The 25,417-nt window shown below is 39.5% G+C and carries 19 protein-coding genes and 1 pseudogene; 8 read left to right on the top strand and 12 right to left on the bottom strand.

What is annotated here, in order from left to right; all coding sequences use genetic code 11:
• Nucleotides 1–52: 52 nt before the first annotated feature.
• Nucleotides 53–1,036, bottom strand: coding sequence for an ROK family protein (locus tag ACT29H_RS05675; protein WP_444820702.1), 984 nt, complete (start codon nt 1,034–1,036; stop codon nt 53–55).
• Between the two features lie 671 nt (nt 1,037–1,707).
• Between ACT29H_RS05675 and ACT29H_RS05680 the strand changes: the two genes are divergently transcribed.
• The 5 genes from ACT29H_RS05680 (at nt 1,708) to ACT29H_RS05700 (ending at nt 10,482) form a co-directional block, all read left to right on the top strand.
• Nucleotides 1,708–2,421, top strand: a complete 714-nt coding sequence (locus ACT29H_RS05680) for a copper homeostasis protein CutC (protein ID WP_444820640.1) — start codon at nt 1,708–1,710, stop codon at nt 2,419–2,421.
• 415 nt (nt 2,422–2,836) lie between these two features.
• Nucleotides 2,837–3,442: a hypothetical protein gene (locus ACT29H_RS05685; protein WP_444820641.1), complete on the top strand. Its 606-nt coding sequence runs from the start codon at nt 2,837–2,839 to the stop codon at nt 3,440–3,442.
• 106 nt (nt 3,443–3,548) lie between these two features.
• A complete protein-coding gene (locus ACT29H_RS05690; protein ID WP_444820642.1) occupies nt 3,549–5,861 on the top strand; it encodes a GH92 family glycosyl hydrolase in 2,313 nt (770 codons plus the stop codon).
• Nucleotides 5,862–5,979: 118 nt separating this feature from the next.
• Nucleotides 5,980–8,199 (top strand): GH92 family glycosyl hydrolase, encoded by a 2,220-nt coding sequence (locus tag ACT29H_RS05695; protein ID WP_444820643.1) that lies wholly within the window; start codon nt 5,980–5,982, stop codon nt 8,197–8,199.
• A 12-nt stretch (nt 8,200–8,211) separates the two neighbouring features.
• Nucleotides 8,212–10,482: a GH92 family glycosyl hydrolase gene (locus tag ACT29H_RS05700; RefSeq protein ID WP_444820644.1), complete on the top strand. Its 2,271-nt coding sequence runs from the start codon at nt 8,212–8,214 to the stop codon at nt 10,480–10,482.
• Between the two features lie 210 nt (nt 10,483–10,692).
• Here ACT29H_RS05700 and ACT29H_RS05705 read toward each other — a convergent pair whose 3' ends face one another.
• From ACT29H_RS05705 to ACT29H_RS05720, 4 genes are all read right to left on the bottom strand, one after another.
• Nucleotides 10,693–14,175 carry an AAA domain-containing protein gene (locus ACT29H_RS05705; RefSeq protein WP_444820645.1) on the bottom strand — a complete coding sequence of 1,161 codons (3,483 nt, stop codon included), beginning with the start codon at nt 14,173–14,175 and terminating at the stop codon, nt 10,693–10,695.
• A 12-nt stretch (nt 14,176–14,187) separates the two neighbouring features.
• Nucleotides 14,188–16,383, bottom strand: coding sequence for a S9 family peptidase (locus ACT29H_RS05710; RefSeq protein ID WP_444820646.1), 2,196 nt, complete (start codon nt 16,381–16,383; stop codon nt 14,188–14,190).
• Between the two features lie 83 nt (nt 16,384–16,466).
• Nucleotides 16,467–16,622 carry a hypothetical protein gene (locus ACT29H_RS05715; RefSeq protein ID WP_444820647.1) on the bottom strand — a complete coding sequence of 52 codons (156 nt, stop codon included), beginning with the start codon at nt 16,620–16,622 and terminating at the stop codon, nt 16,467–16,469.
• 258 nt (nt 16,623–16,880) lie between these two features.
• Nucleotides 16,881–18,056, bottom strand: coding sequence for an MFS transporter (locus tag ACT29H_RS05720; RefSeq protein ID WP_444820648.1), 1,176 nt, complete (start codon nt 18,054–18,056; stop codon nt 16,881–16,883).
• A 213-nt stretch (nt 18,057–18,269) separates the two neighbouring features.
• Between ACT29H_RS05720 and ACT29H_RS05725 the strand changes: the two genes are divergently transcribed.
• A complete protein-coding gene (locus tag ACT29H_RS05725; protein WP_444820649.1) occupies nt 18,270–18,572 on the top strand; it encodes an RNA recognition motif domain-containing protein in 303 nt (100 codons plus the stop codon).
• A gap of 240 nt (nt 18,573–18,812) precedes the next feature.
• Here ACT29H_RS05725 and ACT29H_RS05730 read toward each other — a convergent pair whose 3' ends face one another.
• Complete coding sequence (locus tag ACT29H_RS05730) at nt 18,813–19,274, bottom strand: YhcH/YjgK/YiaL family protein (RefSeq protein WP_444820650.1); 462 nt, start codon at nt 19,272–19,274, stop codon at nt 18,813–18,815.
• Between the two features lie 393 nt (nt 19,275–19,667).
• Between ACT29H_RS05730 and ablA the strand changes: the two genes are divergently transcribed.
• Both ablA and ablB read left to right on the top strand, forming a co-directional pair.
• Nucleotides 19,668–20,990: a lysine 2,3-aminomutase gene (gene ablA, locus ACT29H_RS05735; RefSeq protein ID WP_444820651.1), complete on the top strand. Its 1,323-nt coding sequence runs from the start codon at nt 19,668–19,670 to the stop codon at nt 20,988–20,990.
• A complete protein-coding gene (ablB, locus tag ACT29H_RS05740; protein ID WP_444820652.1) occupies nt 20,983–21,804 on the top strand; it encodes a putative beta-lysine N-acetyltransferase in 822 nt (273 codons plus the stop codon). Before ablA ends, ablB begins: the two co-directional genes overlap by 8 nt.
• Here ablB and ACT29H_RS05745 read toward each other — a convergent pair.
• The 6 genes and pseudogenes from ACT29H_RS05745 to ACT29H_RS05770 form a co-directional block, all read right to left on the bottom strand.
• On the bottom strand, nt 21,801–22,304 hold the full coding sequence (locus tag ACT29H_RS05745; RefSeq protein ID WP_444820653.1) for a MarR family winged helix-turn-helix transcriptional regulator: 504 nt from the start codon (nt 22,302–22,304) through the stop codon (nt 21,801–21,803). The two genes, ablB and ACT29H_RS05745, sit on opposite strands and share 4 nt — an antisense overlap.
• Nucleotides 22,305–22,319: 15 nt before the next feature.
• Nucleotides 22,320–23,099 carry an MBL fold metallo-hydrolase gene (locus ACT29H_RS05750; RefSeq protein ID WP_444820654.1) on the bottom strand — a complete coding sequence of 260 codons (780 nt, stop codon included), beginning with the start codon at nt 23,097–23,099 and terminating at the stop codon, nt 22,320–22,322.
• Nucleotides 23,100–23,105: 6 nt separating this feature from the next.
• Complete coding sequence (locus ACT29H_RS05755; protein WP_444820655.1) at nt 23,106–23,774, bottom strand: B3/B4 domain-containing protein; 669 nt, start codon at nt 23,772–23,774, stop codon at nt 23,106–23,108.
• A 119-nt stretch (nt 23,775–23,893) separates the two neighbouring features.
• A pseudogene (locus ACT29H_RS05760) lies at nt 23,894–24,261 on the bottom strand (DUF5996 family protein).
• 52 nt (nt 24,262–24,313) lie between these two features.
• On the bottom strand, nt 24,314–24,448 hold the full coding sequence (locus ACT29H_RS05765) for a DUF5996 family protein (RefSeq protein ID WP_444820703.1): 135 nt from the start codon (nt 24,446–24,448) through the stop codon (nt 24,314–24,316).
• Between the two features lie 92 nt (nt 24,449–24,540).
• The gene (locus ACT29H_RS05770) at nt 24,541–25,260 is read right to left on the bottom strand and encodes a pirin family protein (protein ID WP_444820656.1); all 720 of its coding nucleotides are present in this window, start codon (nt 25,258–25,260) and stop codon (nt 24,541–24,543) included.
• Nucleotides 25,261–25,417: the final 157 nt, after the last annotated feature.

The following is a 25,417-nucleotide window of genomic DNA, read 5'->3' on the forward strand; positions in this document are numbered from 1 at the left end:
CAAAGAATTATACAAAAACCATCCGTCAAAGGAATCCAATTTAGTTTGTTTACTAAACCAATAAGGGGGATTTCATTTTTTTCCTATTAAAAACCCTGCCAAGCGCATCAAAAGCATCCTCCATTACAACAGCTAATGCTCCTTTCAAGCCTACCTCTTTCCCCATATCTGAGTGTCTCATCTTCATATTTTCACTGATCTTATGCATCGAATAAGTATTAATGGCTTGTTGTATAGGAATGGTCAGATATTGACCTGCCTCAGCCATTTTCCCGGTTAAAACGATCATTCCAGGATTAAATAATTGGATCAGAATGGAAATTCCTTTCCCCAAATGTTCTCCAATTTCAGAAAGTAAATTTATTGCAAACTGGTCTCCTTTCAAAGCAGCAGCCACAACCGTTTGTAAATCTACTTCTCGTATGTTTTCTTCTTCAAAATGAGACATCAATGAACTTTTACCTTGTAAGATTCCTTCTCGAGCCTTTCGAACTAGGGTCGCTCCTGCCGCAATAGTTTGCAAACACCCGTTTTTCCCGCAAATACACGATTCTCCATTTTCTACCATAGGAATGTGACTAAATTCACCTGCTAAACCTTCATTGCCACGATACAATTTACCATTTAGAATCATCCCAAGACCAATCCCCCAATCCAAAAACAATACTAAAACATCTTTTTGATGTTTGGCAATGCCAAACCGCCAAATGGCAAGTGCTACGGCCTTGGCATCGTTTTCTACAAATACAGGAAGTTGCAATTGTTCTTGAAGAAGGCTCCTTACCGATTTTTCACCAAAATTAAAATAGGAATAGTTAATTCCTGCCGATGAATCCACTAAACCAGGAAAACTAACCCCAACGCCGATAATTTTCTTCTTATCAACGCCCGTTTTTTTTACATAGGAATTTATTCTTGAAACAAGAGTACTTAGCGTACTGACCTCATTATCCATTTCTAGTGGAAAAGTCTCCACTTCTCTTATTTTGGCATTGGAACTATCAAATATAGCCAATTGTGTCTGGTGAATATTCATATCCACACTTATCACATAAAAGGCATCATCTTTAATTCCATAAAGTTCCGGTTTCCGTCCCCCCTTGGATAATCCATATCCTTTTTTTTCTATTAATCCCTTAGACATTAGTATTCCCAAAATGGCATTTCCATTAGGAGTACTTATTTTTAAATGATTACAAATATCTGCAACAGGATTTGGGCCCCGGAAATATAAATATTTCAGTATCCTGACTGAAAGTTGATACTTCTTTTTTTCAAAATTTGACAATATTGAAAAAAGATAACTGTTAAATAAATAGTCCTCCATAACCTAAATAATACATTTCTACAAAGAACTTATTTTTTTTCCTTTCTTGCAAAACTTTTACAAAAAAGTTATAAAAGAATTTTCTTTTTTATTAATTTTTGTATATTCGCAATATATAGATAATAAGGTAATAAATGACTAAACACCTAAAAATCAATCAGCATAAAAAAGCACAATCCAACCAAATATGATAGAAAAGCAAATGTAAAATATTGCTTTTTCCGATTAAATTAATTGAAATTTTCCTATTAAAAAAGTAAGAATAAGAATTTGAAATTATTCACAAACAGATAAATTCTACAGAATTGACCTATAAATTGTTGTAATATGGATAACCCTTTAAAAGTTTTCCTTAAATATTATCATTAAAATTTATTGCAATGCAATTAGAAATATGTGTTTTCTCTCTTGATTCGGCCATCAAAGCTTTCAATGCCGGAGCTGATAGGATTGAACTTTGCAGTAACCCCGCAGAGGGAGGGACTACCCCAAACCATTCATTAATAAAAGCAGCCAGAAAAGCTACCAAACAAAAAATAGTTCCAATAATCAGACCTAGAGGAGGAAATTTCTGTTATAGCTCTGACGAGTTTGAAATGATGAAAGAAGACATTCTGTTTTGTAAAGAAGTAGGATGCGATGGCATAGCCACTGCTATTCAGAAACCGGATTACACAGTAGATGAAATACGACTAAAAGAATTGGTTAATACAGCTTATCCTATGGAGGTTACCTTTATTCGAGCCTTTGACCTCACTACCAACCCCGCCAAAGCACTACAATCAGTTATTAATGCAGGCTGCCAAAGAATCCTGACGTCAGGACAAGCTACAAAAGCCTCCGACGCAATCCCATTTATCAAGAAACTCGTTATGTTGGCCGGAAATCACATTTCAATTATGCCGGGAGGAGGGATAAGACCTGAAAATCTTAAAAACATTGTAGAACAAACAGGAGTAAATGAAGTTCATGCCTCTGCCAGAATAATTCTTCCTAACAAAAATTCCAAGATCGACCAGTTCGGATTTGGCAATATTATTACCTGTGATGAAACTCAGATCACAACAATGAAAAAAATTCTCGACACATTTTAATTCTGTTTTTTACCAACGATTAATGCTTTAAATTATTTTTTGAGGAAACATCCGCACCAATTAAGATACAAATAACTTGTTAATTTTTTATAACATTTTTAAACTCCACTTCTTAAAACTAAAGCACCTAACAAACTAAAACAAAGCAATTCAATACCATACCAATTATTCAAAAGCTAAAACAAACAAATATTTCAACATTATGAAAAAAATGATCATAGAATTATCATGACTTGTTCCTATCTTTCGGAAAAAGTGAGCTAATAAAATCAAGAATACAAATTTATTAAAACAAGTATGGTAAAATTATTATACCAAATATTAACCAAAACAATAATTCCTTGAATTCAGAAGAAGCAAAACAATAAAAATCTCACAAACCAATGTTTTAATCAACTTTCTTGCAAATTAAAAAATGGAAAAAATAAATTATTTATTTATTTCAGTACTAATAATAAATTTTGTTTTGGCTATAGTATTCAACGCCCCAAAAGCGTCCATCCTAGCTGAGGTGCTTGATATCGGAACCCAAGCTAAATCACTTTTTAAATTACTGGCTTTAAAAGAGAAAATCTTTCTTCTTGGTTACAATAATCCGCCTATTGAACGTTTGAAGGTTCTTACCTACAACTGGAGGAACGCCCCCCTTCATGGTTTGGCAAGAGCGGGAGAATCCACTATATCTCTCCAGGCCATTACATTAACAACCACTTCCGGCACAACCTTTGTTTATAAAAATGCAAATGCCATTTCCTCAGAAGCTCGAAGCCAGTACAATCCATACAAAACTAAAGGTTTTCATAGCCAGCGCTTACATATTAGTTTTTGGACTCTGAATATCAAAATATTTCGTAATCTAAGCTGGAAACAAGGACTGAAAACATTTGGAATAGATACCTTCCAAACCGCCAACAAAAGGAAAACTTTTGTCAAAAGATTGCAGGGGAATCAACCGGTGAATACTTCTACTCAGGTACCGGTAAACGAGTTAAATAATTGGTATACTGTGAACAATCGATAAAAAATCATAAAAAGATCATTATAAAAATTTAGGTTTCCAAAAACGAACTTAAACCAATTCTTGAGTACTCATTCAATGTAAATTAAACCATTAAAACGAATATTTTATGTTGCAACATTCTTTTTTGTCAGAGAACAGGCTCATAAATGCCATAAAGAAATCCTCTTTGGGACTTCTGTTTTCAATTATTTTCCTGATAGGGTGTTCTGAAAGCAAATTCACAGCAACCAAAGAAGATCTAACCCAATACGTTAACCCTTATATTGGGACAGACGATCACGGTCATGTATTTCTTGGAGCCAATGTACCGTTTGGAGCGGTTCAACCAGGCCCCACCAACTATGTAAGAGGATGGGACTGGTGTTCTGGTTATCATTACTCTGACAGCATCGTTACGGGTTTTTCTCAGCTTCATCTTAGCGGTACAGGAATCGGCGACTTGGGAGATGTTTTGATCACCCCATTTACCGGCAAAATACAATTCTCTCCTGGCACCATTCAACAACCACTAAATGGTTATGCATCCCTTTACACACATGACAGGGAAAAAGCTGAACCCGGATTCTATGAAGTAGATTTGCTAACTTATGGCATCAATGTAAAAATTACTGCATCTGAAAGAGTCTCATTTCACAGATATACCTTTCCTTTTAATGAACAATCACATATCGCCATTAATTTGGAATTGGGCATTGGATGGGACAAATCAATTAACACCAAGCTAATACAACTTAATGACACCACTCTTGCCGGTTTCAGACATTCTTCCGGATGGGCAAAAGATCAAAGTCTATTCTTTGCCATCGTCCTTTCCAAACCAATCAAACATTTGGCTCTACATGTTCAGGATCAACAAATCTCTAAAACAGAAGCTGAAGGCCAAGATGTGGTGGGAGTATTGAGCTTTCAAACTAAAGAAAATGAATCCATTGATCTTAAAGTAGGCATATCTCCGGTTAGCTACGAAGCCGCATTAAAAAATATAGAACATGAAATACCTCACTGGGACTTTGGCCGCGTTAGAGCCGAAGCCAAAGATAAATGGAATCGTGAACTCTCCAAAATAATTATAGAAGATACAGATGAAGCGGTGAAACGGACTTTCTACACAGCAATGTATCATTCCTTTATTGCACCGGTTCTTTTCAACGATCATGATCGGTCGTACCGAGGTACCGATAAAAAAGTATACTCCGATCCGGGTTTTGAAAACTACTCCGTATTCTCACTTTGGGATACTTACCGGGCCAATCATCCACTCTTTACCATTGTTCAATCAGAACGAGTAAACGACATGATTAATTCCATGTTGGCCATATATCAGCAACAAGGGAAACTACCTGTCTGGCACCTCATGGGTAACGAAACCAATTGTATGGTTGGATACAGTGCCGTGCCAGTGGTAGCAGATGCCTTCTTTAAAGGATTTAAAGGATTTGATGCCAATCTGGCCTATGAATCGCTCATTGCCACCTCCATGAATGATGAATTCGGGTTAAATTTTTTAAAAGAAAAAGGTTTCATCCCTGCGGATAAAGAAAAAGAATCAGTATCCAAAGCCCTTGAATATGCCATAGCCGACTGGTCTATTGCCAAATTTGCAGATAAAATGGGTGACACTGAAAAGGCTGAATACTATGAAAAACGTTCTAAAGCCTATCAACTATATTTTGATCCTAAAACTCGTTTTATGCGTCCACTACTGAACGACGGATCATTTAAATCACCTTTTAATCCTTTTAAATCGGTACACGAAGTAGGCGACTATACCGAAGGTAATGCTTGGCAATATACTTGGTTAGTACCTCATGATGTATATGGGCTAATCGATTTAATGGGAGGCCATGATGCTTTTGAAGCCAAATTTGACAGTTTCTTTGTTGTTTCTGGAGACCTTGGGGAGAAAGCATCCCCCGACATTTCAGGGCTGATTGGACAATATGCACAAGGTAATGAACCCAGTCATCATGCTGCATACTTGTATGCCTTTTGCGGCCGTCAATGGAAAACCGCCGAAAAAGTTCGCTATATCATGAAAGAGTTTTATTCCGATCAACCCGACGGTCTTATTGGAAATGAAGACTGCGGACAAATGTCTGCTTGGTATCTCTTCTCTTCCTTGGGCTTTTATCCGGTAAACCCGGCCAGTTCTATTTTTGTTCTAGGTTCGCCTGAAGTGGATAAAGCAACCATTCAATTGCCTGATGATAAAACCTTCACTATTATTGCACAAAACAATAATCAGGATAATATTTATATTCAAAGTGCAAATTTAAACGGCACCCCCTTAAATAGGACCTATTTAACATACAAGGAAATAATGCAAGGCGGTATTCTGGAACTCGAAATGGGGAATATTCCTAACAAAGAATTTGGAGCAAAACCAGAAAATAGACCTATTGAAAAACTACCTTACTAAAATCGAAATACCAAGAGAGATAACCTAAGATCCTTCACTCTTGGTATTTTTAATATCTAAAGCCCAAGTTAAATTGTTCTATGTGAGCTGTAACCTTTTTGGGGTAAAAACAATCACAATGAAAAATATTTATTCCATTTTTTTTTGGATTCTTTTCTTCCTGACAGCAATTGGATGTTCAGATAATAAAACTAAATCAGAAGAAAGATTGACTAGCTGGGTAAACCCATTTATGGGGACGGATGGACCAGGGAACACATATCCTGGAGCCACCCTGCCTTTTGGAATGGTACAGTTAAGCCCGGACATTGGAATGCCCGGTTGGGATCGAATTGCAGGATATTTCTGGCCAGACACTATCATTACCAGCTTTAGTCATTTGCATCTGACAGGTACGGGAGCTGGTGATCTATATGATATTTTGCTCACACCAGTTAATAGCAAAGCCATCAAAATGTTGCCCGAAAACGGCAATCGTCCCTATTCTCGATTCAAGCACGATAATGAGAAGGCTGAACCAGGCTACTATCAGGTATTTCTTTCAGACTTTGGCATCAATGCCGAATTAACTACAACTCAAAGAACAGGGCTGCACCAATACACCTTCTCTGAGGATGACAATTCAGGTTTTATCATAGATCTAGGATATGCGCTCAACTGGGATCGCCCGGTAAAAACAGGAATTATCATTGAAGATGACCGAACGATTTCGGGATATCGCTTTTCGTCAGGATGGGCGCCGGATCAAAGGGTTTGGTTTGTTGCCCGGTTTTCAAAACCTTTTCAAAAGGTCCAACTTTTTAAAGATAACCAATTGGTAAATTCCGACTCCGTAAGTGGACAGCTCACTAAAATTGACGTTCGTTTCAAAACCAACGAGGGAGAAAAGGTAATGGTAAAGGTCGGTTTATCAAGTGCAGATCTCAAAGGAGCCCGAAAAGCAATCGACATGGAAGCACCCGAATGGAATTTTGAAAAGTACCGCCAAGAAGCATCTAACCATTGGGAAAAGGAATTACAAAAAATAAAAATTAAAACCCCAAATCCTATCTGGAAAGAAACATTTTATACAACACTTTACCAATCCATGCTGGCTCCCACCTTATACAGTGACGCAAATGGCAATTATAAAGGTGCTGATGGGGATAAGCACCATGCCGAGGGTTACGACAAATACGATACTTTCTCTCTTTGGGATACTTTTAGAGCCGCCCACCCACTCTACACCATTATGCACCCAAATCGTGTTCCCGACATGATCAATTCCATGCTGAGCCATTACGACGAAACGGGATTATTGCCCGTATGGTCCATGCAAGGCAATGAAACAAATATGATGATTGGTTATCATGCTGTTCCGGTCATCGTAGATGCCTATCTCAAAGGCATTGGCGGTTTCAATGTTGAAAAGGCATATGAAGCATGTAAGTCCAATGCCATGTCCAACAACCACGGAATTGACCAATATCGGGAGTTGGGTTACGTCCCGGCAACAAATAAACATGAAGAGTGGTCGGTTTCCAAAACTTTGGAATATGCCTACGACGACTGGTGCATTGCCATTTTTGCCAAAGCTTTAGGGAAAACCGATGATTACACCTATTTCAAAAAAAGAGCCTCCTACTGGAAAAACCATTTTGATTCGCAAACCGGTTTTATGCGCCCCAGAATGTCGGATGGTAAATTTGTTACCCCTTTCAACCCTCTAGAATACACCAAACATTTTTGCGAAAGCAATGGTTGGCACTACTTTTGGTTTGTCCCCCACGACATCGAAACATTACGCGACACCCTAGGAATAGAGCATTTTAGCCATCGCCTCGATAGCATGTTTACATTGGTTCCATCAGCCAACGATGACCTTCCAATTTTCAGCACCGGAATGATCGGACAATATGCTCACGGGAATGAACCCAGTCATCATGTAGCCTATCTTTACCACTTTACAGGGGAATCTTGGAAAACCCAACAGCGGGTAAGACAAATACTTACCAACATGTACAAGCCTGTACCCAATGGCCACTGCGGAAATGAAGACTGTGGGCAAATGTCAGCTTGGTATGTTTTAAGTTCCATGGGCTTTTATCCAGTCAACCCTGCAGAAGGGAAATACTATTTGGGCACTCCTCTCTGGAAGGAAGCTATCATCGAACTGCAAAACAACAAAACATTTGTCATTAAAGCCCCCAAGGTTAATGATTCCAATTTATTTATCAAAGAAGTGTACCTTAACGGCAACAAGCTCAATCGCCCTTGGATTACCCACCAAGAAATAATCAGTGGTGGCACCCTTTATTTTGAGATGTCGGAAACACCAAATAAAAACCTCTGGAAGTAAATTTTTTCTGCTATGAATCAACTTAAATCGTTTTCTCTTTTCATAGGCTTAATAGTCTTGACCGCCTTTCCCTATTCATCCTTTTCACAGGATCTCGCATCCTATGTTAACCCGTTTATAGGGACCTCCAATTATGGAGCTACGTTTCCTGGTCCGGTAATGCCCTGGGGAATGGTTTCTATTGTGCCATATAATGTTACCCCTCATCCTGAAAATGACTATTCCAATACTGATAGATGGTGTTCCAATCCATACGTTTACAACAACAACATAATGACAGGATTCTCCCACGTCAACCTTAGTGGGGTTGGATGTCCTGACTTGGGAAGCATCATTCTGATGCCAACAACAGGAAAACTTGAAGTGGATTATAAAAAATACGGAACGCCTCTTAGTGATGAATCTGCAAGTCCCGGTTATTATTCAGCTTTTCTGGACCGGTATGCCATAAAAGCCGAAGCCTCAACCACAAAAAGAACTGGTATTAACAGATTCACATTCCCGGAAGGACAAGCCAATATTCTTCTCAACTTGGGTCTTGGACTCACCAATGAATCAGGAGCATTTGTTAAAATGATTTCGGACACGGAAGTGGAAGGTTACAAATTATTAGGGACCTTCTGCTATAACCCTGATGCTGTTTTTCCTGTATTCTTTGTTGTTAAATTCAGCAAGCCGGCAATTAAACGTGGTTATTGGAAAAAACAACCCCAATTACCAGGGACCAGGCACCAATGGTCTTCTACCAGTGGAAAATATAAAATCTATAATCAGTACTTTCGAGAATTGGCCGGCGATCAAATTGGGGCCTGGTTTACCTTTAATACCCGTCAAGGAGAAATTATTGAAGCTAAAGTGGGAATCTCATATGTTAGTATCGAAAATGCAAGAGAAAATCTAAATGTTGAACAACCGGATTTCAATTTTGAAGAAACTGTTCAAAATGCAAGAGAAGAATGGAACAACCAGCTTTCAAAGATAGAAGTGGAAGGAGGTTCCAAGGATGACAGAACAAAGTTTTATACAGCTCTTTATCATACGCTTATACACCCAAACATTCTGCAGGATGTCAATGGTGAATATCCGGCAATGGAATCACACGATATAAAAACCAATAAAGAATCTGACAGATACACTGTTTTTTCATTGTGGGATACTTATCGTACCGTCCATCCATTTCTAACATTGGTTTACCCAAAACAACAAACAGATATGCTTCGATCCATGGTTGACATGTACAAAGAAAACGGATGGTTGCCCAAATGGGAACTATACAGCAGAGAAACCAATGTAATGGAAGGAGATCCAGCTCTAATAGTACTTTGCGATTCCTGGTTACGAGGACTCCACAATTTCGATATTGAAACAGCCTATGAGGCAATGCTAAAGTCTGCAAACACTCCTGAAAAGGATAACATACGACGGCCTCAAAACGATTTTTACATGAAACACCATTATATTGCCTTTCAGGATAGTTTTGACAACTCAGTCTCCGAAGCTCTTGAATTCTATATAGCTGATTATAACCTTTCACAGCTCGCCAAAGCTTTAGGAAACAAGAGTGATCATAAGCGATTGTATGAACGGTCACTTGGATACAAAAAATATTTTGACCCACAATACAACCTTCTCAGGCCTGTTGAAAAGAATGGTTCTTTTATGCCCAATTTTAATCCTTTTCAAGGAAGAAACTTTGAACCGGTACACGGTTTTCATGAGGGCAATTCATGGCAATACTCATTTGCTATTCCTCATGACATAAAAGGTCTCATTAAACTAATGGGCGGCAATCGTCATTTTATCAACCAATTGCAAACAGCCTTCAGGGACTCCTTATTCGACATGAGTAATGAACCGGATATGAACTACCCTTACTTATTCAATTTTGTCAAAGGAGAAGAGTGGCGAACCCAAAAAACCGTGCGAGACTGTATAAACAGGTACTTCCACACTCAACCTCATGGTCTTCCGGGAAATGATGATACTGGAACAATGAGTGCCTGGCTCCTATACAGCATGATGGGATTCTACCCTATTACTCCCGGAGATCCAGTTTATACACTCACCTCTCCGGTCTTCAATAAAATAACCATTCTCTTAGATAAAAATTATTACTCGAACGATCGAATAATCATTGATTCCGAAAACAACTCACCGGAAAATATATACATACAAAAGATGGAATCCAACGGCAAACCACTTAAAAATTATTTTATTTCCCATGAGGAATTAATCCAAAACGGTGGTATCAAATTTTATTTGACTAAGACCCCTCGGAAGTAAATTGTCAAATTCTATTTTTTATAAAGAGGCCTGCCTACTTATTCGGCAGGTCTCTTTTTTATCAAATTAAAGAAAACGAAATTTGAAGCTCATACCCTCAATGATTCCCTCCAACTTATTAATGTACTTCTTTCTATAATATTCCCGCAAAAGGCAATTGATTTATTCCCCAAAAGGTTTTCTTAAATTCGATGTCCGGTAAAGCACTTTCTAACCTTCAATCAAAAACCTGGCACCTTGCTTAAAATAGCCACCTTTTTCACGAATATGTTCTATTAATCGTCCATAAATCTCATCGTATCTCAGAACAGCTTCATTACCAGTAATAATAATCTGTTTACGGGCCCGAGTCAGCATCACATTTAGCTTTCGATCCACCATTACAGACATTTTCCCCCGCTCTGTTTTTTCATTGAAGAATACCCTGCTTTGAGCCATAAATTCCAATTGGGAAGGGCTGTTCATACACAAAGAGATCAGAATAAAATCTTTCTGGCTTCCTTGATAACGTTCTACCGTATCAATCTGAATGGAATCAAAACAATCCAATCCCCTTGCTTCCAACGCCTCTCTGATGCTGGCAATCTGATTGCGAAAGGGGGTAATTATTCCCACATGATCAGAAATCTCACCGGCATTTCGAAAACCATGAATTTTTATTAATTGCTCAAGCACCAGACAAATCACCTGGGCCTCAATAGCATTATATTTTTCAGAGGTTTCTCGAACAAAAAATGCCGAGGGAATAAAAACCATACGCCTTTTCCTAAGCCACTGCGACAAAATGTCGTTATCAGAAAAAGACACAGAGGCAAGAGCTCCTTTTTGGTGAGGTAATCCTGCCGGTTTTAATTTATTACCATAAAACTGACAATTAGGAAATTGTGCCAATTCAGGATGCATCCTTCCCTGAAAGGTGAGTTCCCCCCAGGCATGATCCCAACCCTTTTTGCGACACAACCACAGTAACCGTTCAAAGTAAGAGTTTCGGCGATCAAACAGTCCGATATCATGCAAATGCTCATCATTTATGGCTGATTCTACAGGGGGCTGGGTCACCACAGCCGGCAATTGTCGTTCGTCACCAATAAGCACGAAGCGATCAACACGACCAAGTAGTGGTATAATATTGGGTTCCAATATTTGGGACGCCTCATCGACTATTGCTATATCAAATTTTTTCAGTTCAAAGAGCTCGTTTTTCCCGAGAATGGATGACAAAGTCCCGGCAAACAGTCGGGTTTCTTCGATCATATGCCTTATTGCCTGTCGACTACCCAGATTGTTTATTTTTCGATCCAGAAGAAGATCCTCATGTTGGGGATCGCACCCCAATTTCGATCCAATACGAATCATATTATCTCGAACCATTCCTCGAACCGACGAACACATTTCATCCACAGCTCGGTTAGTATAACTAACCAAAAGAATATTCAATGCTGTTTCGTGATACAATTCTTTCACAAACCGCTGAAGAAATAAATTGGTTTTCCCTGTTCCCGGAGGACCCACCAATAAATAATAATCTTTGGCATTCCACGCCGAAAATAACACCCGATTTTGTTCTATTCGACTTTCTTCCAGAAATCCTTTTTGATGGACTGGAACAAATTCTTTAAAAGACAGTCCGAAACAAACCGGTTTTTTTAAACCTAATAATAAATTTCTTCGACTTTCCGGTAGTTTTAAAAACTCCACCAAACCCGATTGCATCTGCTCAAAATTATTATCGAGCGAATCGTGTTCTAAGCCCCACAATTCATGCCGCTGGAAATAGTGTAAAGAACTTTGTTTCTGTCGTAATCTAACCGTTACTTCCTCATTGGTCAACCGTTCAATGGAACATTTCAGAACGCGATGTTGCGTAGCTAAAGATCTTTCAGATGAATGAGGATAGAGTACACAAATATCCCCACGACGGAAATTAATAAAACGATTGCTGTCTGAAGGACGGCTAAGAGTGATGGATGCTTCCGGCAAATCTGCCTTATTAATTTTTATTCTAAGATTGCGTAACTCATTAAAAGTGTCTTCATCGGTGAGATCAGTTTTGTTCCAAAGTGCTGACAAACCTTTTGTATATTCCCCATCTCCTACTTTGCTCAATATTTTTTCCCGTCCAATAAAAGAAGAAAAAGCAAAATAATAGTGACGTTCTAATGGTGATATTTTCTCCAAAATGAGTTTTTTATATTCAGTAAATTTGGAAAAAAACCACTTAAATCTCTTATCGGTTTGATCTAAACCATATTTCCTGACTTCAATATTTTGAAAAAAGTTCTCAAAAAGAGGAAAAGGTTCCTTGTCGGAAGCCATCCGGTATTCCCACGCAACAATTTGATTTCTTACATTGATAATCTCCCGCTCAATACTCTTGTATCGATCTACATAACGCACCGCTTCACCGGATTTCGAGGCCGAGGAATATAAAACTGCACTGAAAATCTTTTTAGGATGGTATCCCAGCACACGCTGAGCCATCATATTATACATTCGCACCTGAGCCGAATGATCTTCGGCCACAACAGATGGATTATTGTTTGGAAACGGAAGTTTTCCCGATTTTAGTTCTATGATTTTAGATATGTAATGATGATTTTCGGAGGGTGATTCATCAAATAGGTCCATCCGCCCCTGTAGTCCCAGCTCCGGGCTCATTAATGACACTTCCAGATTGCTTTTGGTTCGACTTACAGGTTGATAATCTCCTTTAAGAAACTCCTCGTCAACCACCCGCCTCAAATTAATGAATTGATGCTTCAACTCATCTAAATAATCCTTATCAATACCCGAAAGTGAAGTATATGGAAGTGGGAAAGACCGGAATGACTCTTTTAAAATATCATCAAAATTCTTCTGATTGTCAGGTGGTTCATTTATAAGTTCGTCAAAAAAAAGATTGGCTACATTTCCTTTGTGAATCGCTTTAGACAATTTACGCAATTCCGCACGGCCAGCAAAAAACAATTCAAAAGCGCGAATCTTCTTTCCCTGAATATTCTGAAAACACTTGGCTACTGCAGTAACATCCACCAAATAGTCGGGCTCCAGCACAATAAATCCTGGTACCACTGAACCATCATTATTGCGGTGCGTATCCAAAAGTTGTAATTGTTGCCCCGGGGTCATTAATTCTATCGAAGAAGTAAGCTCTTCATTTACATTATGAACATTGTACAAAACTACAACTGGTGAAATATCCCCCTCCACATCGGGTTGCACCAATAATTGCTTTTTCTCTGTATTTTTTTCCAGCAAAATGCACCGAAAACCTTTAACATTGATATAATAGTATTGGTCCGATTCTTCTGCCATTTCCTTCCCTGCATAGAGATGTCTCACCTCCTGCGGAACCTCCGTACCAAATATTGCCCCGTATGCTTCAGCTAACACCTTCAATCCTCTTGTGTAATCTTTTTCATCAGGATTGAGATGCCCCTGAATAACCTTATTGGTGAAAATTCTAAAACGATGCAACCTCTTTTTATGAGTTTCACCTATCTGCATTTTGTTACAGACATAATTAAGACGCCCGAAAAGATTAGAAAAAGTGAGTCCCTCATCACGGGTCAGATAACGACAACTCTTTTCCAATGAGGCACGCAACCGCTTCATTTTTTCCGGAAGCGGAATCGCCTCATCCCCATCTATTGCCATTAATTCGTCAAAAAAACGACGAGCAGCCTCTCTCATGAAAGTCAACAATTACAAATTCTCAAATATATATTGACTCATCATGGTATATAGGTGGTGACGGGTATTCCCCCCATAGATGGAATGATTTCGGTTGGGATAAACAAACATTTCGAACTGTTTTCCGGCCTGAATCAATTGCTCAGCATATTCCATGGTGTTTTGAAAATGGACGTTATCGTCTGCGCTGCCATGTATCAAAAACAGTTTACCATTCAGATTTTCTGCCAATTTAATGGGACTATTATCGTCATAACCCTTTGGGTTCATTTGAGGAGTTCTCAAAAATCGCTCAGTATAGACTGTATCATAATAGCGCCAATTAGTCACCGGAGCCACTGCAATGCCAATCTTAAATAGATCAGACTTACTCAGACACAATGAGGTCATATACCCACCAAAACTCCATCCCCAAATTCCGATACGACTATCATCCACATAAAGTAACTGAGACAGATAGCGAGCGGTTTCAATTTGATCGTCGGACTCATATCGTCCCATCTGCAAATAGGTGCATTTCAAAAATTCTTCTCCGCGAGCGCCTGTCCCACGACCATCAACAGTAACAATAAGATAACCTTGTGTTGCCAAATATTGTTCCCAGTTCATTTGCCATTTATCCAGCACTTCTTGTGATCCCGGTCCACTGTATTGGTTCATCAGAACCGGATATTGCTTACTTTCATCAAAATCGAGGGGTTTGATCATATAACCATTGAGTTCCACTCCTTCCGAAGTCGTAAATGAGAAAAACTCCTTTCGGGGAAGATTGAATTGTGCCAGTCTATTCTTCAAATCGCTGTTGTCTTCAAGCACCCTCACTTTTTTACCTTTATTATCATAGACCGTTATCTGGGGGACTTCCCCTGCTGAGGACCAAGTATTGACAAAAAACTCGAAATCACTGCTGAATTCAGCCTCACTATACCCTTGATCAGAAGATAGCCGCACAATGGTCTTTCCTTCCATGTCAACGGAATAAATTTCGCGCTGCAGAGGTGATTCTTTGGCAGCTTGGAAATAAAACACTTTTTTCCCCGCATCAAAGCCATAAAAGTCGGTGATCTCCCATGGGCCCGAAGTTACCTGCCGCACTTTTATACCGGCCATGGTGTACAAGTGAATATGGTTGTATCCATCTTCCTGTCCCACATAAACAAAGTGTTTACCGTCGGGTAGAAACCTTAAATTATCTAAAACATTTTCAGGAACATATTGTGCCTCACGAATGGTGAGAAGCGTATTGCTGACTCCTGATGCCGGGTTAGCCACCATTAGCTCGAGTTCATTTTGCAAACGACTTAACTTGATAATACCCAGTTTTTCAGGATCATAACTCCATCGCAAACGGGGCACATAGGCATCGGACAAGTCACCCAGATCCATGGTTTTGATGGTTCGATTCTTCACGTTAAAAACATGCACCGATACTTTGGAATTCGTCTCTCCCGCTTTGGGATATTTATATTCATATCTTCCGGGATAAAGGACAAATTCCGGCCGTTCGGGAATCTTTCCACCATACAAGGGAAAGCTGAATTGCCTCACTTCGGATTCGTCGAACCGCACAAAGGCCAGGTCTTCACTGTTGGGCGACCACTCCATGGCACTATTATAGCCAAACTCTTCCTCATAGACCCAGTCGGGGATTCCATTGATGATTCGGTTCTTTTCTCCGTCCTCAGTAACGGCACTGGTGGTGCCAAACCGCAATTTTTTCAGATAGATATTGTTATTCTTCACATAAGCCACCATCTGACCGTTGGGTGAAAACAAAGGAACCTGCTGTTTGCCCTCATCTGCCAACGGCAATAATTCTTTGTATTTTATATCATACACATAATATCGAGCTAGAAACGAACGCCTGTAAATCCTCTCCACATCATTATATACAAGTATTTTAGTCTCATCAGGACTAAATTCATAACCGGCAATATATTTTACCGAGTCAGGATTCTTTTTAATCTTCTCAATATCAAAAAGCACCGCCACCTTCTCACCCGTTTTAAAGGAATGTTTCACGATTTTGGTCCCATTGCCTTCTAATGTTGTATAAAACCTCCCATCGTTCATAGAACGGAGGCCCGAAATGGTTTTGGGTCTGAAGGTTCCTCTAAGGGTAAAATCTTCCAATTCGACCGTTTGTGTTTGTGAAAATGTCCATATACTGCTCAGCGAAAGGAAAAGGATAAAAGTAATTCGTTTCATATTTTTGGTTTTGTCATTCATTTACTAGGTATATTACTCTAAATCAATAGATCTAATGAAACTAAAGGATTATTTTTGAGTCATTAGTGGTTAGTGATTAGTCTATTTAGTTCACCAATCTCTTCAATCCCCTCAATCTCATCGCCTATTGAGCTAATTGAAACTGGCATTTCCTCATCTTCTTTACAGGAAACAAAAAATAAAGGCAACAACAAAATAATAATGATAATTTTTTTCATGACTTAAGATTTTGGTTAGGATAGCTACGAAATTATTGAAAACTTTAAATAAAACATCTATTCATAGTCCCGAAAAAAAAAATTTAAGTCATCTCAATATTATTTTAGCTTTTAGTTTAACCAACAGTGATGACCATTGCCTGTTCACTATTCACTAATAACCAACCACTAAATACTTCTTCTGCCTGTGCACTTCTGCTTCTGTATTTTCATGAACATGCTCGTTTCATTGTCAGATTGCAAATGAGCCATTGCAAATCAAGATTTCGCCACTTCAAGTTTTATCCCGGAGCTCCAAAGCATCCCGACGAAGGCGAACAAACAAAGCGCTGACGCCACCAACATCGCCGGTTGATAACTTCCGAATAAATCATGTAGCCACCCTCCGGTGTAAGGTCCTGCAATTCCTGAGATGCCATAGCCTAAAAATACCAAAGGATAAATTTTCCCCAAATTGTCTAATCCATATATCTGAGCCGTTTCTTTGGCGTATATAACGAAGTTGGCACCATAACTAAAGCCTGCCCCAAAAGCCATGGTCAGATAAAAGACCGAGTCAAGGGCAAAAAGACCGATCATAAGTGTTACCACGGCCGTAAGAATGAGGGATAAGGGCATCAAAATCTTTCCGGAAACCATATCATTTAGCCACCCCCAAAACAGTCGGCCCATAAAATTGGCAATGGAAAAAACCGTTATCCCTAAAACAAGGATCGTTTCATCAATAGGATATTGACCGCCGATGGGCTTAAGATTACCGATAATAAGCAGCCCACCAAACGTGCCGATAAAAATACCGAAGAATAGACGAAGAAACCTTATGTCTTTAATGAGTCGCCCCATAGGCATCAAGGCGGAAATAGTTTCTTGAGTAGCAGGGCGACGGAAAAAAAAAGATGCAGACAACAGCAAGGTTCCTTTAACCAACCCCATCACCAAAAAAATCCTGGTTAATTCGGTCCCTTCGGCCAAGAATCGTCCCACGATAAGCGATTCGAGAATAGCACCCCCACCAAAACCAGCTGAAACCAGACCGGTAATAAGTCCTTTACGGTTGGGGTACCACTCTACAGGTATAGAGATTGAGATTAGATAACCCAAACCGGTACCAACACCAGCAAGTAACGAAAGACCTATTAACATTATTCCAAAGCCGGGACCGGAAATCCCTGCCATAACATATCCTAATCCGTATATTATTGCTGCTACCATTGCCAGTTTTGAAGGGCCCCAACGCACTAACAGTGAACGACCTACAACCATGGCCACGGTAAAGATGCCTATCAATACTCCAAATATCAATTGAGTCTGACCCGTACTATAGCCATATTCCGAAATGAGTCGGGGCACATAAATACTCCATGCGTAAATTGTTCCAAGTACAAGCATTGTAATTACGGCGGCTACAACCGTCAGATAACCTTTTAACTTCATAACAAAACTTTTATTTATACATTTTTCACACATCGAAATAACCCACAAACCAAAAAAAAGTTGTTACTTTGCATAAAATAGATTTAATTCTGTTCAGATCTTCTTCTGTCCAGAAAACATTGTAAGCAACTTCTTTTATTTTTCTCTGAATTGCCTTTACAACACTTCTATTCAATCAAATTATTTTTTTACTTTTTTACACGTTTAAATTTTATGAATCTTTTTGTAGCTAAATTAAGCGCCGCTACCACAAGCGACGACTTAAATGAATTGTTTGCCGAATACGGCGAAGTAGTATCTGCCAAAGTAATTATGGACAGAGACACCGGAACATCCAAACGTTTCGGATTTGTGGAAATGAAAGATGAAGATGCCGCCATGAAGGCCATCAAGGACCTGAATGAATGCCTCTTTGACAACAGCCCCATCGTGGTTAAAAAGGCTCGTCCAAAGGGCGAAGCCAGACATAACAACTCTTTTGGAAATAACCGTTACCAAGGAAACAGAAGGTTCTAAATAAAGACGGCAAAGAAATCTATTTTTCTTTTGCCGTGTATTTTTCCATGATTCGCAAAGGACTCAATGAGGTGCTTTATGGAAATACCAGCTTTACAGAAAAACTTTAACTAAATAAAAAGAGGAGACACCACAGTCTCCTCTTTTTATTTATAACATTTAATATATAGCCACCTACAACTCTACAACAAAAAATTGGCGTTAAAAATAACAACTTCATTATCTCATCAATTCTTCTGCTCACCCATCAACCCTTATCTTTCCGACCAATTTTTTAACAGAGGAAGGATTATCGTTGACTGCTACCATAGCTTTGTGAATCTCCTCCGGGAAAAAAATCACAAAACCACCTTTGGGATAGTTTACCGACATCCCATTGTCTCCCCCAAAGAAAGTGCAATCCTTCTCTGAATCATAAGGAACCTCTATCTCCATCTTATTTTCCTCGGCATATTTTAAAATCTCGTCACCCTCAAGAAGAAAGTGAACATCAATATGACGTTCATGGGATTCCCAAACGGCCTTATCTACCGGCTTGGTCATTTGTTCCATTATATTCACAAAAACATCGTCGCCTCTTAGATCAACACGCCCTTCCTGAAAATCCTGGATATCGTAATTCTCCATATAATCCAACACAATCTCTAGTGCTGGATGAATCATATAGTATCTAGCAGCGTTTTCAAAAGTATCTATAATCATTATTCAAAATTTGAAGTTTAAATATATTCTGTAATCAATAACACCAAACAAATATCTTAAAAAAACAGGACTTGCGAAAAAAAAATGAAGAGTTAACTCTTGGGTAGACCTACAGATATTAATGATCAAAGGCAAAAAACCACATGAAATTTTGTTTCCATACGACAATTTATTAAAATATCATACACTAACTTACATAACTTTAAACCAAAATATTTGACCTTGATCAATTTTAAAATATTGATTTACAAATTCAATCTTTAACCATTGCTCATTTTTCTGAATAAATATTTTAATTCTGTAATCCATTATTTTTTATTATTTTTATGGTATAGAAACTATCTGCTGATACTTTCAGATTTTTCGCATAGCAAATTTATCAAACACCATATTATGGCCATTTTTACAGCAAAACAACAACGCATTGCAAACAAAATCGACTCATCTTCAGAATTATCCAATTGGCGCGACTGGAAGTGGCATTTAAAACATTCCATAAGAACCATCGACAAATTTGAAGAGCTAACAGGAATAAAATTTCCTGAAAAAGAAAAAAAACAACTTGAAGTCACAAAAAACAAATTTCCCCTTTCCATTACTCCATACTATCTATCTCTTATCAAAAAGGAAAATTTCAGAAATGATCCGATCTACAAACAATCATTTCTCGACTATAGAGAACTTAATGTTACCCAATATGAAATGGGAGACCCTCTTTCCGAAGACCGCGACAGCCCGGTACCCGGGATCACTCATCGCTATCCCGACAGAGTGCTGTTTCATATCAGCAATGTTTGCGCCATGTATTGTAGACACTGCACAAGAAAACGAAAAGTAGGCGATAAAGATTTTGTTCCGGGAAAATCTCAAATCGAATTGGGATTAGACTATATTCGAAAAACCTCACAGGTCCGTGACGTATTATTATCAGGCGGCGATCCCTTCCTACTATCTGACGATTATCTCGATTGGATTCTTACGGAAATAGACAAAATCGATCACGTTCAGGTCGTGCGAATAGGAACACGCACCCCCGTAGTTCTGCCTTACCGAATCACCGACAATCTGGTAAACATGCTTAAAAAGCATCATCCTCTTTGGATCAATACCCATTTTAATCACCCGAGGGAAATCACCTCTTCCTCTAAAGAAGCACTGCGCAAACTGGCAGATGCCGGTATACCGCTGGGCAACCAATCGGTTCTTTTGTCTGATGTCAATGATTGCCCAAGAATAATGAAAGATTTGGTTCATAAATTGGTAGCCAACAGGGTTCGCCCCTATTATTTGTATCAATGTGACCTCTCCGAAGGATTGTCACATTTCCGAACTCCTGTAGGAAAAGGTATTGAAATTATTGAAAGTTTGATTGGCCACACAAGCGGATTTGCCGTTCCAACTTATGTCATTGATGCACCCGGAGGAGGCGGAAAGATTCCTGTCATGCCCAACTATATCATCTCATGGTCTACCAACAAAGTAATTCTTCGTAATTACGAAGGAGTAATCACCTCCTACCAGGAACCGGACCATTATCATCCTTCCACTTGCGATCTCAACTGTAAAGAGTGTAACCTCGAATTGGACTTAGATGAAGGCTTCGAAGAAAATGCCATCGGAATAGAAAAACTGCTTTCCGATTATGATACATCCATATCATTAGTCCCATCCGATAACGAACGCATTCAAAGAAGAGAAGACAATGGACATGATTGAAATAATAGGAAAATCAATACTTCAACACGGCCCGGAAAGTAGCCGGGTCTATTTAATGGAACTCTCACCTTCCGAATTTCCAAACATCATTGGTCAAATGGATGCCTTAGCAAAGACTAACGGCTACGGAAAAATATTCGCTAAAATCTCCGCCCGTTATGCCCCGGCCTTTATTATGGCCGGCTATGAAACCGAAGCCTTTGTACCGGGTTTCTATTTGGGTTCGGAAGATGCATTCTTTATGGCAAAGTACTTTGACCCTAAACGAAAAAAAGTAAACCAACAAGAGATGCAACAATTTCAAAAATTGCTTGATGCTGATTCCCGTCCAGAACTCTCCTCGCTTGATGCGTCATACAAAATGAGAAAACTTGTCAATACCGACATTCCAGACATGTCGACGGTTTTTTCTAATGTGTTTGACAGCTATCCGTTTCCAATATTCGATACAGAATTCCTGAAAAAGGAAATGAGCGAACAAACTCGTTACTTCGGTATTTTTCAAAATGATAAACTAGTCGCCATCAGTTCGGCCGAGTGCAACGAACGGTACAAAAATGCCGAAATGACCGATTTTGCAGTCCTTCCTTCTCAAAGAGGGAAAAAACTTGCCAGCCATTTGCTGCATATGATGGAAGAGTATTTAGTTCTCAGAGGCTATTTAACCTTCTATACCATTGCCAGATTAAAATCACTTTCCATGAATAAAACCTTTTTAAACAATGGATATAGTTACTCCGGAACTTTATTTAACAACACCCAGATCGCAGGCCAGATAGAAAGCATGAATATATGGTACAAAAGAATTATTTAACCCGATAGTGAATCGCTTCCGGCTTCAGTCTCCAGGTCGCCCGTTATCAAAGGCATCACATCTGTGGTATTGGTTTCAATTTCCAGCATTTCAATTAACAAATCTAAAGTACGCCCCACTCTCTCAAGCTCTTGAGCCGACAAACCCTTTAACTTCCAATCCAGTCGCTGTTGAAGTAAATCTGGAGTTTGTTCCAACAATTCATCACCGGCGGAAGTCAAGGCAATATGCATCACCCGCTTATCACCAGATTTGGGCAAGCGAGCCAAAAACCCCTTCTTTTCAAGCCGATTAATAATTCCTGTAACAGTACTGGAGTTCAAGTTTAGATGATCACGGATCGATTTTTGAGTAGCCTGATAGCCGGGCGAGGTCTTCAGATACTCCAGACACAATATCTGAGGAATACTCACCCCGAAGTCTTTCTGAACCCGCTTGGATTCCAAATTAATGGAACGAACTATCCGTCTGATTTTAATTAAAATATCTTTATAATCCATTTTTTCGATCGTGGTTCAGCGGGCCACCATTTCATTTTTTATCTGGTAAATTTCTGAAGGTGCATATCGATTGGTGAGTCGTACCGAACACGCAGCACTCAAATCCTTAAACGCCTCAAGCGCTATATCAGGCCGATTATTTTCTGCCGAAAGATGAGAAAGATAAACCACCTCTAAACTATCGGTCCTGTGGTTTTCAAGCAATTCAAATGCCTGATGATTAGACAGGTGACCATGCTCTGATGCCACCCTATTCTTCAGATGCCAAGGATAAGGGCCACTCCATAGCATATCCTCATCATAATTTGATTCCAGAAATACAGCATGACACTCCGAAAAATGGCGGATAACATTGTCACATGGCTTCCCAATATCAGTCATAACCCCCACATTTATTCCGCCTTGTTCAATGCGAAAACTACAAGGATCTGCAGCATCGTGTTGCTTGGAAAAGGTGTGAACCTTCATTTCTCCCACATCCACAATATCTCCAGGAACAAAGCGCCTATATTGAGAAGGACGGTCGGGAGTCCAACTGTTTTCATACGTCGGCGCTGTCATATATACCGGAATGTTCAGATGTTTACTCAGCACTCTAACTCCACGAAAATGATCACGATGCTCGTGCGAAATAAAAATAGCCCGAACCTTAAAAGGATCCAGCCTTACACGATTCATTCGTTCCAATATCTGACGTCTACTGATGCCTGCGTCAACCAATATCGCATCTTTCTGATTTCCTATATAATAACAATTCCCATTACTCCCTGATGCCAGGGCACATATTTCTACCATTGTATTCTATAATATTTTGTATTGAGGTGACGCTCCCTTTACAAATTTGCTAAGTAATCCTGCTAAAATTTCAAGAGCCGCCTCCAATTCCGTTTCGCATCCGTCAAACGAGGGAATAATCATTAATACCGACGAGGTTGCCTCATCAATCATCGTCCGTACCGAATCGCTGGTAGGGGTACCGAAAGCGCCCTTCTCATCGCGAAACACAGGGAGATTCTCAATATTCAGCTCACCTCGGCCTATGCCTTCATAAGGTTCGTTTACCTGTCCTATGCCAAGTGTAACAGGTCCGAAAATCTTCGCCGCATCATATCCGCAAATGGAATAGCCCGTCTTTACCGATGCCAGATTCAGGCAATCGACCACTGTATTAACATGATAAAGACCCTTTCCTTTGCTAATTCTCCGCAACAGCGACTCGGCTGATGGCCGGTAACGGTTCGGATCTTTTCCCAACGTACGGTAAGCATCTTTCGAAGCCTTCACCGCCGGAATATTACGGATAGTCTCAGCATCAAGACGTGAAGATAACCTCCGACAATGTTCATCCAGCTCCTGTGATAAGCCTTCATCTGTTGCATTCACTTCCACCGACGAAGTAAGCACACCCAACTTAAGAGCCGGCAAACTTTGAAGAAGAGAAGTAAGGATTTCTATTTCCGGCATGGACATTCTAACTCTGTTTTGGAATTAATCAATTTCGCTAAAATACCACTTTTTTTTAAGATTGAATGCGAAAACCGGAACTGTCACCCGCATAGAGTTGCTAAGCCTCATTTTTTTCAAGGTATTCAACATCCCAGTTTCCCGTATTTTTGGCCGCATCGTACGTACTCTGCCAGAAAATCAAATAGAACGGTCGCCGGGTATTGGGAGGTTATTACAACCTCATACTTTAGCATAAACTCTCCCATGTAGTAGCTATAAAAGGCCTCTTTAGGCTTCACCTGCTGCTTACCGAAACCTTCCGAAGCAGGATAAGCATAGCATAAAATATTGGTGTACGAAAATCTTTTGATCCCGGCCAAAAGCCTGCACTGCTCAACTCTTGCGAATAGGCTTCCTGCATTACGGTCAATGGCATGTTGGGCATACCTCCCGCATGAAGAGGCGCCTGATGACCCGAAAAATCTGCAACAGTTCTTTCTTGTAAATCCATTTCCAGCGATTGCCGGACCGAACAATGAATTTAAAGCTTATGGCTTCTGAAATCAAAATCTAGTTGAAATGCTCGTCCCTGATACGGAATGATTTTGCGTAGAAAACCCACTGGTGGTAATATTAAGGGTGCTGTGCCAGGAGTGGTTTTGCCACGGCATAGTTTTCAACCTGATTTTTCCTACGATCTAAATCCATTGATGCAATGTTTCAAGCGTATCCTGCATTTCATCAAAATCCAGAATAGGCCAATTTGATCTATTCTTCATGTTATTTCCTTTTAAAAAGACATTGGTACCTCCATCAACAATATTTCAGCATCGATATTGGCCTTGATCTCTATCTCCTCGGCATCGATGATCCCCAGCCCATCACGGGAATCTAATGCGTGATTACCGATACTTATCTTTCCGGTAAGCACAAAAACATAAACTCCGTTACCTCTCCTTTTCAGTGAATATGTCAAAGAAAAATCTTTATCCAAATCCCCAAGATGAAACCAGGCATCCTGGTAAATCCATACCCCCTCATCATCAGGATCGTGCGACAAAATCTGTTGCAGCTTATTTTCCCGCCCCTTCTTATCAAAAGTCATCTGATCGTAGCGAGGTGCGACATTTCTTTTATTTGGAACAACCCATATCTGAAGAAATTTAACCGGGGCATGGCTGTTTTTGTTTTTCTCACCGTGCAATACGCCGGTACCGGCACTCATCACCTGAACATCCCCGCTTTTTATTACCGACGCATTACCCATGTTATCCTTGTGCTCCAAGTCTCCTTCCAGAGGAATACTGATGATCTCCATGTTATCATGTGGGTGCATCCCAAACCCCTTACCGGCTTCAACAGTATCGTCGTTTAAAACCCGCAATGCACCAAAGCCCATCCTTGCAGGGTTATAGTAGTTGGCAAAACTAAAAGTATGATACGTGTCCAACCATCCATGATTGGCATGTCCCCTGCTCTCCGACTTATGTTTAATATACTTCTCTATCATTTTCTTTTTATTTTAAAACAGTATTGCTGAGATTAAGTTTTTAAACCGAACCAGAATGTTTTATATAACCTTATTTAATTGGAAAAGAAATTCATGCCCATCCGTTGACTGGTGGATGCGCATCCATTGACTGAGCTCTTCCATTATCCTACCAACT

Source organism: Thermophagus sp. OGC60D27 (genome assembly GCF_052400625.1).
Taxonomy (GTDB): domain Bacteria; phylum Bacteroidota; class Bacteroidia; order Bacteroidales; family Marinilabiliaceae; genus Thermophagus.